The organism is Parvularcula mediterranea (assembly GCF_013085255.1).
In the GTDB taxonomy this organism is placed as follows: Bacteria; Pseudomonadota; Alphaproteobacteria; order Caulobacterales; family Parvularculaceae; genus Parvularcula; species Parvularcula mediterranea.
Map to the genome: position 1 here is coordinate 908,636 of NZ_JABFCX010000002.1, position 13,261 is coordinate 921,896.

Here is a 13,261-nt window from a genome sequence, read left to right on the forward strand (position 1 = left end):
CCCCGCCCCTTTTGTTATGGGCCGCCGGTGAGCACGACTGAAAAATCCCCCAAGAAACGCGTCCATGTGAAGACATGGGGCTGTCAGATGAACGTCTATGACAGCGAGCGCATGAGCGGCCTCCTCAAACCTCTCGGCTATGAAGCCGCGGAGACGCCTGAGGATGCCGACCTCGTCATCCTCAACACCTGCCATATCCGCGAGAAGGCGGCGGAGAAGGTCTATTCCGAGCTTGGCCGTCTGAAGGACGTCAAAGCCCGGGGCGGCACGATCGCGGTCGCAGGGTGCGTGGCCCAGGCCGAGGGCGCGGAAATGCGCGAGCGCGCACCGCAGATCGACTTCGTCATCGGCCCGCAAAGCTACCACAAGCTGCCCGAGATCGTCGCCAAGACCGCCCGCCAGACAGGCGAACGTCTCTACACGGACTTCGATGTCGAGGAGAAGTTTGACCGCCTCGCCGAGGGCCGCGAAGCTGAAGGCTACTCCGCCTTTGTCACCGTGCAGGAGGGTTGCGACAAATTTTGCACCTTCTGCGTTGTTCCGTATACCCGCGGCGCAGAAGTCTCGCGCTCTGCTGATGCGATCACGCTCGAATGCCGCCAGCTGGTCCAGCAGGGCGTTCGTGAGGTCACCCTCCTCGGCCAGAACGTCAATGCCTGGCACGGCAAGGCGCCATCGGGCGATGGCCGTGACGAGTGGGGCCTTGGCGAGCTGATCCGGCACCTGGCAAGGATCGACGGGCTCGACCGCATCCGCTTTACGACCTCGCACCCCAAGGACATGGATGATGGGCTCCTCGAAGCTTTCGGCGAAGAGCCGAAGCTCATGCCCTACCTCCACCTGCCCGTGCAGGCGGGGAACGACCGTGTGCTGAAGGCCATGAACCGTGCGCATACGGCGGAAAGCTATATCCGCCAGATCGAGAAGGTCCGCGCGGCGCGTCCCGACATCGCGATCTCCGGCGACATGATCGTCGGCTTCCCCGGCGAGGATGAGGCCGCCTTCGAAGACACGATGGCCCTCGTCCGCGACGTGAACTACGCGAGCTGCTTCAGCTTCAAATATTCCCGCCGCCCCGGCACCCCCGGCGCGACCATGCCCAAGCAGGTGGCCGAGGACATCAAGAACGAGCGCCTCCAGCGGCTGCAGGCCCTCCTCAACGAACAGCGCCACGCCTTTGACCAGGCGCAGGTCGGCCGGACGCTCCCGGTGTTGTTCGAGAAGGCAGGCCGCCTCGAAGGCCAGCTCGTCGGCAAGTCGCCCTATCTCCAGTCCGTGCACGTCATCGCCCCCGGAGCGACGCTCGGCCAGATCGTCCCGGTGCGGATCGAAGAACGTGGTCCGAACAGCCTGAAAGGGGTTCTTGGCCAAGGCGCCGATGACTAGCTCGCGACCCCTGAATGATCCTCGGCCTATCCAACAGGAAGCGCCCTATACGTTTTTTCTGCCGAGTGCGGAGAGTTTGGCGAAGGTCGGCGTCGGCGACCGGGTCCAGCTAATCTTCCCGCCGATTGAACCAGACGGCGAGGTTCCCACGGAACGCATGTGGGTGAAGGTTACGGCCAGAAGCGGCGCTGATCTTGAGGGAGTCTTAGACAATAATCCCGACAAGCTCGTGAGCGTCTCTTTCGGTGATGCCATTGGCTTCAGCGAATGGCATATCATCTCCGTTATGTACGCTGACGGTGAACAGGCCCCATTGCAGGGGCAGTCCGACTCATACTTCAAACTCTGCCTCGTCGACTCCTGTGTGCTCGACGGCTCAAAGCTCATTCATTTTCTGTACCGTGAGGAACCGGATCAGGATTTTACGACGCGTCGAGCCGTAGACAGTGGGTGGCGCATCCGCGGAGACTACCGTGACGAGAGCGATGATGAAATTGATCAGCGTGAAGCTCAAATCGTCGCGTTAGGAAGGGTTCTGAATCGGGACGATACTTGGCTGGAGCTGATCAACGAACCAATCGGTGCCCGCTTCATCAGAGATTGGGAACGGAACACTTTTGTGCCGGAAGGTACATGATGGGAGAAAGCAGTGACCGCCAGCGACACCCTCGCCTTTGACGACGCTAATCTCGTCCGTGACCTTTGCGGGCCGACGGATGCGCACCTGACGCTGATCGAGAACGCGCTCGGCGTCAGGCTTGATCCGCGCGGGAACGAAATCACGATCAATGGCGGCGACCATGCGCGGCTGCAGGCGAAGGCGGTGCTGGAGCAGCTCTATATCCGGCTTGAGAATAGCCAGACCGTGACCCTCGCCGATGTCGAGGGGCTGTTGCGTATCGAACGCTCCCCCACCCCCGTTCGCGCCAAGCGAGAGGCTACAGGCCAGGCGCTGGTCCTCCCCAGACGGACGATTGCGCCGCGCTCGGCATCGCAGGGCCAGTTCATGCGCCAGTTGGCGGAGGATGAGCTTGTCTTTGGCGTGGGGCCAGCGGGTACGGGCAAGACCTATCTCGCGGTGGCCAACGCGGCGTCGATGCTGGTCTCGGGGCAGGTGGAGAAGGTCATCCTGTCGCGGCCCGCTGTTGAGGCAGGCGAGCGGATTGGCTTCCTGCCGGGCGATGAGAAGGAGAAGATGGATCCCTATCTCCGCCCTCTCTACGACGCGCTTTACGATTGTCTGCATACCGACTTTGTCGACCGGAAGATTGCGGCCAAGGAAATCGAGATCGCGCCCCTCGCCTTCATGCGTGGCCGGACGCTGACCCGTTCTGCTGTCATTCTTGACGAGGCCCAAAACGCCACCATCGCTCAGATGAAGATGTTCCTGACCCGCCTCGGCGAGAACTCGCGTATGTGCATCACGGGCGACCCATCCCAGACGGATCTTCCAGATCCGCGCCAGTCAGGGCTCGCAGATGCCCTCAGCCTGCTGACGAAGATTGATGGTGTATCGGTGACCCGGTTCACTGGAGATGACGTCGTCAGGCACAGGCTCGTCGGTGAGATCGTCAGGGCCTATGATGCGCGCGACGCGGTGCGGGTCCCCGGCGCCTGAGCTGCGCTCTGCCCTTGCGCAGAAGCAGGCAAAGGCCGAGCCTTTCTCCAAAATGGAGGATGCCATGACCGACCAACGCCCGCTTGATGTGCCTTGGGACAGGAAGCCTGAACCCGAAGAGGTGATGCATACGGATGGCCTGAGCAGCAAGCGCGCCATCGTCACCGGCGGCTATTCAGGCATCGGTCTTGAGGCAGTGAAAGCCCTCGCCGGTCAAGGCGCCCAGATCATCGTTCCTGCGCGAAGCCGTCAGAAGGCGGAGGAAGCGCTGAGCGGGATCAAAGGTGTCACCGTCGCGGACATGGACCTTGCCGATATCGCCAGCGTCAGGAAGTTCGCTTCGGACATCGGCGGCCAGCCCCTCGACCTCCTCATCAACAATGCGGGGATCATGGTCCCGCCCCTCGAAAGAGTTGGCCCCGGGTGGGAAAGCCAGTTCGGCATCAACCATATGGGTCACTTCGCTCTGACGACGGAGCTTCTTCCTGCGCTCAGGAAAGCTGAGGCGCCGCGGGTCGTTGCCCTCTCCTCCCTCGCACACCGGAGGACCGGGATCATCTGGGATGACCCCCATTTTAACGACCGGCCCTATGACAAGTGGGAAGGGTACGGACAGTCCAAGACCGCCAACGCTCTCTTCGCCCGCGCGCTCGACCAGCGGGAGGAGAGCATCAGCGCTTACTCCGTGCACCCCGGCGGAATCATGACCGACTTGCAGCGTAACATGCCCAAGAAGGAGCAGATCGCCATGGGCTGGCTCAACGAAGACGGCACCATTCCCGAAGCTGTCGCCGCCTTCTTCAAATCTCCTGCGCAGGGGACGGCCACGACCCTTTGGGCGGCGACCTCTCCGATGCTGGAAGGTCATGGCGGGGTCTATTGCGAGGATTGCAACATCGCGGCCCTCGCGCCGGATGATGACCAGGGGTTCTTCGGCGTCAGGAGCTGGGCCTGTTCGGACGACGAGGCCGATAAACTCTGGCACCTCTCCGAAAAGCTGCTTGCAAGCTGACACCACTCCGGCGAGAGGCGCGCGGGTGAACATCGACATCATCATCGCGGACGAGGCCTGGGAGCAGCTGAGCCCCCAGGCCCTCGCCGACCGCAGCTTCTCCGCCGTCAGGGAAGAGACGGGCGACCCGGCCCTTGAGCGGGTGGTCTCGGCGCTTTTCACCTCAGACGCTGAAGTCCAAGCCCTCAACCTCGAGCACCGGGGCAAGGACAAGCCCACAAACGTGCTGTCCTTCCCTTCCGACGAAATTCCCGGCCTGCCTGAAGAGCACCAGCCGCTCGGTGACCTGGCGCTCGCCTACGAGACCTGCGCTCACGAGGCGGAGGAAAAAGGGATCACTGCCGAAGCCCACACGACGCATCTTATCGTTCATGGTCTTTTGCATCTCCTCGGCTATGATCATATCTCGGAGGACGAGGCGGAGATCATGGAAGATCTCGAACGCCGAATTCTCGCGCGTCTCGGGATCGGCGACCCCTATGCCGAACCGGGCCAGTGAATGGAGACGACCATGCCCGACGGCTCTGAGCCGTCTCAGTTTGCCGCCGAAGCGGCGCAGGCTGACAACGACCCCAAAGACCGACAGGAAACCCCCGCTGCAGACCGCGGCGGGTTCAAGCTCGGCACCTTGTTCCGAAAGCGAAACGGTAACGGCCACACCGAAGGCCAGACCCAGGTGAACGGCCAGAACCGTGACCTGAGCGCCACTGAAAAGGCGATGATCGAGCGCGTCCATGCGCTTGAGAGCGTGCGCGTCGGAGACGTCGCGATCCCCCGCGCCGACATTATCGGCATGGATGTCGATGGCTCGATCAGCGATGCGGTGTCCGCCTTCGCATCGGCAGGCCACTCGCGGCTCCCGGTCTATCGTGGCGATCTCGATGACCCGATCGGGTTCATCCATATCAAGGACGTGGTGACGGAGCTCTCCAAAGGTCCGGCGACGGCCGAAGCCGAAGAGGACGCCAAGAGCGACGAGCAGCCCTCGGCGCTCGAGCCTCTCGTCAGGAAGCTTCTCTACGCTCCGCCCTCCATGCCAGTGGCCGATCTTCTTCTCAGGATGCAGGCCCAGCGGATCCACATGGCCCTCGTCATCGACGAGTTTGGCGGTACCGATGGCCTCGTGACCATCGAGGATCTGATCGAGGAGATTGTCGGCGACATTCGCGACGAGCACGACGTGGCCGAGGAAATGCGCCTGCGTCAGACCCAAGGCGGTCGCTGGGACAGCGACGCAAGGGTTGAACTCGATGCTCTGGCTGAACGTCTTGATGTCGACCTGCGGCTTGAAGACGAGGACGCCGACACGCTCGGCGGTCTGGTCTTCAGCCTTTCAGGGAGGGTGCCCCTGCGCGGTGAGGTGATTGTCCATCCTGATGGCCATGAGTTCGAGATCGCCGAAGCTGATCCCCGCCGGGTCCGACGGGTGCTCATCAAGCTCGCGCGCAGCCAGGAGCAGGCACCGGCGTGACGAGGGCTGAGAAGCTCCGCGCGGGGCTCTTATCCATCGCGGAGCTTTCAGGCTGGAACCGGCTCTTGGTGGCGGCTGGCTTTGGCGCGCTGACGGCCATGTCGTTTGCCCCGCTAAGGCTCCTGCCGATGCTGGCGATAGGGCTCTCGGGGCTTACGATCCTGCTTCATGGCTCGCTTTCCAAGAAGAAGCCGCTCTGCTCGGCCTTCTGGACCGGCTCAGCCTTCGGCACCCTCTATTTCGCGGCCGGAATGTTCTGGCTGGCCAATGCCTTTCTTGTTCAGGCAGATGCTTTCGCGTGGTTGATCCCCATCGTCCTGCCGCTCTTCTTCTTCGGTCTTGGGCTGTTTTTCGCCCTGTCAGGGCTTGGCAGTGTCTGGGCCGTCAGGCGGTTCGGGCTGTCTGGCCTGCCGGCGCTCGTGCCCCTGATCCTTCTCCTCGCGGTGACCGAATGGCTGCGCGGGCATATCCTCACGGGGCTCCCCTGGAACCTCTATGCGCAAGGGACCGCCGGGTGGGGCGTCCTCCTCCAGCCGCTCGCAGCGTTTGGGCCTTATGCCTATGGGCTCGTTCTTGTGGCTCTGAGCCTTGTGCCAGCAGCGATCGTTTTGAACCCGTCACGGACGAGGCGAACCGCCACTCTCGGCGCGGCAGGGCTTGGCGCGATCATTCTTTTCGGCGGCCTGAGGCTGACGCTCCTCGCGCCAGAGCTCCGGGACGATACCCAGATCGTCGTCGTCCAGCCGAGCGTTCCCCAGCGGGACAAGCTCGACGCCCAGAAGCGGGTGGAGGGCCTAAGGCGCACCCTCGACATGACCGAGGCGGCCGCAGCACGGCTTGAAGACGGCAAGGCCATCTTCGCGATCTGGCCTGAAAACGCCTACCCGTTCATCGCCCGCATCCCTGAGCTTTCGGGCGCTTTGTCTGATCGGCTGCCCGCCCAGAGCTATGTCGTCACCGGCTCGATCAGGGCGACGGAGGATGGGGGTTTTGCCAACACCTTCCATATGTTCGGGCCGTCCGACGGCGGTGCGCCGCTGGCGGCGACCTATGACAAGCACCGGCTGGTGCCGTTCGGAGAGACCCTCCCGTTCTACTCCGTCTTTGAGGCGCTCGGCATCGAAGCCCTGAGCCCTGTGGGGGATGGAGGGTTCACGCCAGGGACAGGGCCAGCGCGCATCGACGGGGTGCCAGCGCCGTTTGCGCCGCTCATTTGCTATGAAGATGTCTTCCCGGGCACCCTCTATCCCAAGGGCGAGCGGCCCGAATGGCTGGTCGTCGTCACCAATGATGCGTGGTTCGGCGACGCAGCCGGGCCGATGCAACACCTTGATATCGCTCGCATGCGGGCGATCGAGACCGGGCTTCCCATCGCGAGGAGCGCCAATACTGGCATCTCCGCAGTCATCGACAGCGAAGGCCGGGTCCTCGACACCATTCCGCTTTACACCCCCGGAACGATCACCTCGGCGCTGCCTGTTGCGCGGCCCCCTACACTCTATACACGTGCTGGCGACTTGATCTTTTGGGCGATGGTGAGCTTTATCGTATTGATGGTCTGGCGAACCGGCCCACAAGTGGCGATTGAAAAGGTCAACCATACCGCGTCAGGGGAACGATAGACACGTGGATAGCAAGCGCACGACAGCACAGAGTAAGCGCGGCCCTCACCCGATCGACGTCCATGTCGGAAGCCGGGTCCGCCTGCGCCGCATGATGCAGGGCATTTCGCAGGACAAGCTCGGCGAAGAGCTCGGCCTGACCTTTCAGCAGGTCCAGAAGTACGAGAAGGGCGTGAACCGTATCGGTGCCAGCCGTCTCTATGAGATTGCGCGGATCCTTTCGGTCCCGGTTCAGTTCTTCTACGACGATTACGGCGATGGTCCGGAGACGCTGATCGGCTTTGCCGAGACCCAGCGGAACCTGTCGGGCGGCAAGGACGACCGCGCGGATTTCCTTGCGACCCTGTCGACGCCCGAGGGTATGCAGCTCTGCCGCGCCTTCGCGAAGATCAAGGACTACCAGGTCCGTCGGAAGGTCCTCGACCTCGTGAAGACGCTCGGTGACGAGGTCGACGAGGGCTCGGAAAAAGGCTGACGTCTTAACGCCGATCACGCTTCCGCCACTTCGGGAGACAAAGCGGTTGAGACCTCCTAGGGAACCCCTGCCTTTTGAGGCAGTGGAGGTACCTTGATGCTCGATTATCGCCCGCAAAGCCTTGGCTTTTCTGAGCCTTACGCCGAAGCAGACGAAGTCGTCGTTCCCCGCCTGATGCTCGCCGCGAGAAGCGCTGATCGGGCCCATGGCCAAGCGACAAGGGTCGCTTCGACCCTGATCGACGGGATCAGGCACAGGACCCGCGGCGGCGCGAACCTTGATGCGTTTCTGCGCGAATATGGCTTGTCGACCAAGGAAGGCCTCGCCCTCATGGTGATGGCCGAAGCCCTCCTCCGCGTGCCTGACGCCAAGACCCAGGACCGGCTGATCGAGGACAAGATTTCCGCAGGCGACTGGGTCAGCCACGAGAAAAAATCGGACTCCATGTTCGTGGCGGCGGCTGCATGGGGCCTCGGCCTCACCAACCGGGTGATCCGCCCCGGCGAGACCCCGCAGAACACCCTCCAGAACCTCGTGAAGCGCCTCGGCATGCCGACGGTCCGCATGGGCGTCAGGCAGGCGATGGGCTATCTTGGCCACCAGTTTGTCCTTGGGCAGACGATCGAAGAGGCCCTCAAGCGTGCCCGCAAGGAAGAGCGTCAGGGCTACCGCTTCAGCTACGACATGCTCGGCGAGGGTGCACGGACGACCGCCGATGCGGATCGCTACCTCACCGCCTATCACGAGGCGATCGAAGCCATCGGCAAGGCGCCGGGCAATGACGAGCCCGGCGCACGCGGTATTTCGGTGAAGCTTTCGGCGCTCAATCCGAACTATCACCCGCGCCACTGGGACGACGCGGTTGCAGACCTTGCGCCGAAACTGTTCGAGCTTGGCAAGGCTGCAAAGAATTACGACCTCAACATGACCGTGGATGCCGAAGAGGCCGAGCGGCTGGAGATGTCCCTTGATGTCATCCGCCGCGTGTACACGGATGATGCCCTGTCAGGCTGGGATGGCTACGGCCTTGCGATCCAGGCCTACCAGAAGCGCGCCATGGCCGTCTGTCAGTGGGCTGCCGACCTCGCCGAAGAGCGTAGCGGCCGCATGATGGTCCGCCTTGTCAAAGGCGCCTACTGGGACACCGAGATCAAGCTGGCCCAGCAGGCGGGCATCCCGGACTTTCCTGTCTTTACACGGAAGGCTGCGACGGACCTCTCCTATATCGCCTGTGCCTCGAGGCTCCTCGATGTGGCGCCTCGGCTCTATCCGCAGTTCGCAACCCACAATGCCCTCACCTGCGCGACCATCATCGAGATGGCCCACGCGAAGGACAGCCCTCAGGACTTTGAGTTCCAGCGCCTCCACGGCATGGGCGAGAGCCTTTATGAGCAGATCACGGAGGAAGGCATCCTGACTGAGCGCGGCGAGGAGAAGTATCCCTGCCGTATCTACGCACCCGTGGGCGGGCACCGGGACCTTCTCGCCTATCTCGTCCGTAGGCTGCTGGAAAACGGGGCCAACAGTTCCTTTGTGGCCCAGGTCCATGACGATACCGTGGCCGATGACAGGCTGCTGGAGCAGCCTCGCCCACGCCTTGAGCGGCTCGGCGGTTATCGCCATTCGTCGATCAAGCGCCCAACAGAAATCTTCGGTGAGCGAACCAATTCTGCTGGTCTCGCATTCGGCGATTCGGTCGCCTTGACTGATTTGATGCGGGGAATGGATGGCGCCGACCTTGAAGGCCTCAACGTCGCCTCGATCATCGGTGGCGAAGACCGTCCGGGCCCTGAGGAAAGGGACCTTCTGAGCCCCAATGACAGCCAGCCCATCGCGAAGCTTTCCGAAGCTGACGAACGCATGGCCCGCGAGGCGGTGGACGTGTCGGCGCGCGGCTTCCGCGAATGGAACGAAACCCCGCCTGAGGCTCGTGCCCTGGCGCTTGAGCGCGCGGCGGACCTTCTCGAAGTGAACCGCGACAGGCTGATGGCGATCCTCGCCAAGGAAGCCGGCAAGAACCTCGAAGACGGGATTGCCGAGATCCGCGAGGCGGTCGATTTCTGCCGCTTCTATGCCGCCGAAGCGCGACGCCTCTTCCAGCCTCAGCCTCTTCCAGGGCCCGTTGGTGAGGAGAACCAGCTGCGTCTTGAAGGACGCGGCGTCTTTGCCGTTATCTCGCCGTGGAACTTCCCGCTGGCGATCTTCCTTGGACAGACGACTGCGGCCCTCGCCGCAGGCAATGCCGTCGTGACCAAGCCGGCCGAACAGACCCCTCTTATCGCGCAGGAAGCTGTCCGCATCCTGCATGAGGCTGGCATCCCTACTTCTGCCTGCCAGCTCCTCCTCGGCGACGGCAGAGTCGGCAAGGCGATGCTGGATCATGAAAAGATCGCAGGCGTGGTCTTCACCGGCTCCACGGAGGTTGCCAAGCTCATCCAACGTCAGCTTGCGGAGAAACCTGGCCCGATCCTGCCGCTCATCGCGGAAACGGGCGGGGTCAACGCCATGGTGGTCGATGCAACGGCACTGCCCGAGCAGGTCACCGACGATGTGGTCGCCTCGGCCTTCCAGTCCGCAGGCCAGCGATGCTCGGCTCTTCGCGTTCTTTACGTGCAGGAAGATGTCGCTGATACGATGCTCAAGATGATCATTGGGCGGACGAAAACGATGAAGCTTGGCGACCCGGCTCTCGCCACGACCGACATCGGCCCCATCATCGATGAAGAGGCACGGAGCAAGCTCGCCAAATATGCGGGTAGCCGCGAGGGCCTCGTCTACAAAGGCGATGCGCCGAAGGAAGGCACCTTCCTCGCGCCCCATATCTTCGAACTTGGCGATGAGGAAATCCTCGAGCGGGAGCAGTTCGGCCCGATCCTCCACGTCAAACGCTTCAAGGCCGGCGAGTTTGATCGTGTGCTGAAAGAAGTTGCCTCAACAGGCTACGGCCTCACCTTTGGCATCCACACGCGGATCACCGAGGTGGCCCAGCGTCTGGCTGAGGAAGCGCCCGCGGGCAATGTCTACGTCAACAGGAACCAGATCGGCGCCATTGTCGGCTCCCAGCCGTTCGGCGGCATGGGCCTCTCGGGCACGGGCCCCAAGGCGGGCGGCCCGCATTACCTCCTCCGCTTCGCAGAGGAGCGCGTGATCTCCACCAACATCGCGGCGGCAGGGGGCAATGCCTCGCTGATCGCGATGGAGGATACGGAGTAAGCTGGCCTCCTCGCGCCTTCGTGTGGTTTCATCGCGGCGAATTCGGTGCCACAAGCTGGCTCTCGCGTGTTGCAGAGTATCAGTGAGCGCCGGAGGACCGCGATGGACCGGGGGGACCTTGAGAAGCATATAGCCGCGCACCCGGTGAAGGGTGCGCCCGCCCTGATGCGCGAGGCCTTCGAAGCGATGGCCCGGCCCGCCACCGTTGATGTCCCGCAGGGCCGGTGCCCAGGCATCCAAGGCCTGGACGGGCTCCTCTTTGGCGAACATGGCGGCGCCCCGATCCTCTTCCTTCACGGCGGCGGCTTTGTGTTCGGATCACCTGAGAGCCATGCAGGCCTTGCGTCGGTTCTCGCCAAGCATAGTGGCCGCGATGTCCTGGCGCTTCGCTATCCGCTTGCTCCGGAAGCCCTTTGGCCCCGGCAGAAGAATGCCGTCCTCGACGCCATCGACCGCATGTCCGATGCCTATGGCTACGCTCCCGCACTGGCTGGGATCAGCGCAGGCGGCCAGCTGGCGTTGATCGCCGCGACGGAGCGGGTGCTTGAAGCCGTGGTCGCCTTCTCGCCCAACACCGCGCGAGGCGACGCTCGCGCCTCAAGCCGCAGGGCCAACGCCGAGGCTGACCTGATGAACGATCCGGAGATGGATGCGCGCCTCGCAGACATGGCCATCGGCGAGGAAGAAGCGGGTGATCCCGACCAGAACCTCGCCCTGCGCGATCTGTCCCTCCTCCCGCCCTGCTACCTGTCCGTGGGCACGGGCGAGGTCCTCCTCGATGACAGCCTGATCTTCGCCGTCGAGGCTGCGCGGGCAGGTGCGCCCCTCACCCTTTCGACGCGGGAGGGTTTCCACATGGAAGAACTCTTCGCCCCCGTCTTCGCTCCGGGAGAGGCAAGCATCGCCCGCGCTGCCGCATGGCTCAGCAGCGGGAATACTCCGAAGGCCGACTAGTTGAAGAGCGTCAGGATCTGGCTCTGGGACCTGTTGATGATGCCGAGGTTTTGGAGCGCGAGCTGTTCTTGGACCTGCACCGCCTGAAGCCTGCTGGAGGCTTCTTCGAGATCAGCCTCGACAAGTGCTGACACGGCAAGATCAAGTCCGCCGGTCAGGTCGCGAAGATATGTGTCCTGACGGTCGATCAGCCGGTCATAGGCACCAAGCTGGCTCTGGTAGATCGAGAGCCGCGAGCGCACCTCTTCGATGATCTGCATCGAATCTTCCGGAGCCAGACGAATGGCAGAGGGATTGACCAGCGTCAGGAGCTCATAGATCCCTGCGGACGCCCGACGCTCGGCCCCGAACTCAGCATCGGTGAAGTAGGGAAGGTCCGAACCGCTGATCGGCGTGGGCGGCGGAAGCGGGGTTGCCGCCGAGGGCTCCGACGGATCCCCTTCGATGAACTGGATGCCGTCGATGGCCGTGCCATCTTCGCGCCCCCAGATATTGAGCGTGTAGATCCCCGGCGCCGCAATATCGACAAAGACCCGCGCACCGCTCAGCGTGTCCCTGGTCCCCCAGCCGCCGCCATTGGGGATTTGCACGCCGCCCGTGCCGGTCAGCACATTGCCGTCGAAACCCACATGGATACTGTCGCCAGCAGGCGCGACACCGATGCCCCGGACGTTGACGTAGTAGCGTCCCGGCGTGTTCACCTGCACGCGATAGTCAATACGCGGAGCATAGGCGAGAACGTCCGATGGGTCCCTGTAAAGGTCCGTCCGGCTGCCAGGTGAGGCGTCCGCGAAGAAGTCGTCCACTCCATCTTCTTCCCAGACCATGAAGCCTTCGAGTGCGCCTGTCCCGGCGACCCATTCATTGACCAGACCATCGCCCCGACCGATCGCTGTCTCGCGGCTGGTGAAGTTCTCCGCATTGATGACGAACTCGCCGTCCAGCTCTTCAAGGCCATCAAAGAAGCTGTCCCTGAGGAAGTCGCCGCCCGCCAGGCTGAGCGTTCGGAAGTCGAACCCCGAGCCTGAGCGATCGAGCCCGATCACCGATGTGGAGATATCGGACTGGGTGAGAAGGTTCGTACCCTGAAAGCTTGAGGCGTTGATGGTGTCGCGGAACTGCTTGAGGATTTCGCCAAAGACGATGTCCTGTTCCTCGATGGCGATCCCCGTCTGCGCCGTGGGGACGAGGTCGTAGATCTGCTCGACGAGCCGGTTGAGTTCTTCGATGCCTGCATTGGCTGCACCGATCGCGCCCTCCACGACCGTCAGGTTCTCCCGCAAGCCGGAAAGGACGGTGACGTCGCTCCGCGTCTTCTGCGAGACGAGAAAGAAGGCTGGGTTGTCATTGGCTCCCCGGACCTTGAGCCCCGTGGAGATCTGGGCGCGCACATCTTCGCCAGCGCTCTGGACCGCGCGAAGGGTCCTGAGCGCCGTCTGGACTGACGAGATGTTCCCTAGCCCCACCAACGATGAACGCTCCCACGCGGACACAGCTTCCCGGGATTTTA

Annotated in this window: 11 protein-coding genes; 10 read left to right on the forward strand and 1 reads right to left on the reverse strand. The window is 63.1% G+C overall.

The features are described from left to right. The first annotated feature begins 27 nt into the window (after positions 1-27). From miaB to HK107_RS05010, 10 genes are all read left to right on the forward strand, one after another. Positions 28-1,386 (forward strand): tRNA (N6-isopentenyl adenosine(37)-C2)-methylthiotransferase MiaB, encoded by a 1,359-nt coding sequence (miaB, locus tag HK107_RS04965; protein WP_332871489.1) that lies wholly within the window; start codon positions 28-30, stop codon positions 1,384-1,386. Positions 1,387-1,462: 76 nt separating this feature from the next. Next, positions 1,463-2,023: an immunity protein Imm33 domain-containing protein gene (locus HK107_RS04970; protein ID WP_233061138.1), complete on the forward strand. Its 561-nt coding sequence runs from the start codon at positions 1,463-1,465 to the stop codon at positions 2,021-2,023. A gap of 12 nt (positions 2,024-2,035) precedes the next feature. Beyond that, complete coding sequence (locus tag HK107_RS04975; RefSeq protein ID WP_173197298.1) at positions 2,036-3,004, forward strand: PhoH family protein; 969 nt, start codon at positions 2,036-2,038, stop codon at positions 3,002-3,004. Between the two features lie 64 nt (positions 3,005-3,068). Further along, entirely contained in the window at positions 3,069-4,016 is a 948-nt protein-coding gene (locus HK107_RS04980) for an SDR family NAD(P)-dependent oxidoreductase (RefSeq protein WP_173197300.1), read from the forward strand. A 25-nt stretch (positions 4,017-4,041) separates the two neighbouring features. Continuing rightward, positions 4,042-4,515 (forward strand): rRNA maturation RNase YbeY, encoded by a 474-nt coding sequence (gene ybeY / locus HK107_RS04985; RefSeq protein ID WP_198912298.1) that lies wholly within the window; start codon positions 4,042-4,044, stop codon positions 4,513-4,515. Between the two features lie 12 nt (positions 4,516-4,527). Then, the gene (locus HK107_RS04990) at positions 4,528-5,487 is read left to right on the forward strand and encodes a hemolysin family protein (RefSeq protein ID WP_173197302.1); all 960 of its coding nucleotides are present in this window, start codon (positions 4,528-4,530) and stop codon (positions 5,485-5,487) included. Then, complete coding sequence (gene lnt / locus HK107_RS04995; RefSeq protein ID WP_173197304.1) at positions 5,484-7,109, forward strand: apolipoprotein N-acyltransferase; 1,626 nt, start codon at positions 5,484-5,486, stop codon at positions 7,107-7,109. Before HK107_RS04990 ends, lnt begins: the two co-directional genes overlap by 4 nt. Before the next feature lie 4 nt (positions 7,110-7,113). Further along, entirely contained in the window at positions 7,114-7,584 is a 471-nt protein-coding gene (locus HK107_RS05000) for a helix-turn-helix domain-containing protein (RefSeq protein WP_332871490.1), read from the forward strand. Positions 7,585-7,680: 96 nt separating this feature from the next. Continuing rightward, on the forward strand, positions 7,681-10,797 hold the full coding sequence (gene putA, locus HK107_RS05005) for a bifunctional proline dehydrogenase/L-glutamate gamma-semialdehyde dehydrogenase PutA (protein WP_173197305.1): 3,117 nt from the start codon (positions 7,681-7,683) through the stop codon (positions 10,795-10,797). A gap of 102 nt (positions 10,798-10,899) precedes the next feature. Next, on the forward strand, positions 10,900-11,751 hold the full coding sequence (locus HK107_RS05010; protein ID WP_173197306.1) for an alpha/beta hydrolase: 852 nt from the start codon (positions 10,900-10,902) through the stop codon (positions 11,749-11,751). Here HK107_RS05010 and HK107_RS05015 read toward each other — a convergent pair. Continuing rightward, positions 11,748-13,217, reverse strand: coding sequence for a flagellin N-terminal helical domain-containing protein (locus HK107_RS05015; RefSeq protein ID WP_173197307.1), 1,470 nt, complete (start codon positions 13,215-13,217; stop codon positions 11,748-11,750). The two genes, HK107_RS05010 and HK107_RS05015, sit on opposite strands and share 4 nt — an antisense overlap. Between the last annotated feature and the right edge of the window lie 44 nt (positions 13,218-13,261).

Coding starts and splice junctions, on each gene's coding strand:
- HK107_RS05010 (WP_173197306.1), top strand. CDS start 10,900: ATGGACCGGGGGGACCTTGAGAAGCATATAGCCGCGCACCCGGTGAAG.
- putA (WP_173197305.1), top strand. CDS start 7,681: ATGCTCGATTATCGCCCGCAAAGCCTTGGCTTTTCTGAGCCTTACGCC.
- HK107_RS04980 (WP_173197300.1), top strand. CDS start 3,069: ATGACCGACCAACGCCCGCTTGATGTGCCTTGGGACAGGAAGCCTGAA.
- HK107_RS04990 (WP_173197302.1), top strand. CDS start 4,528: ATGCCCGACGGCTCTGAGCCGTCTCAGTTTGCCGCCGAAGCGGCGCAG.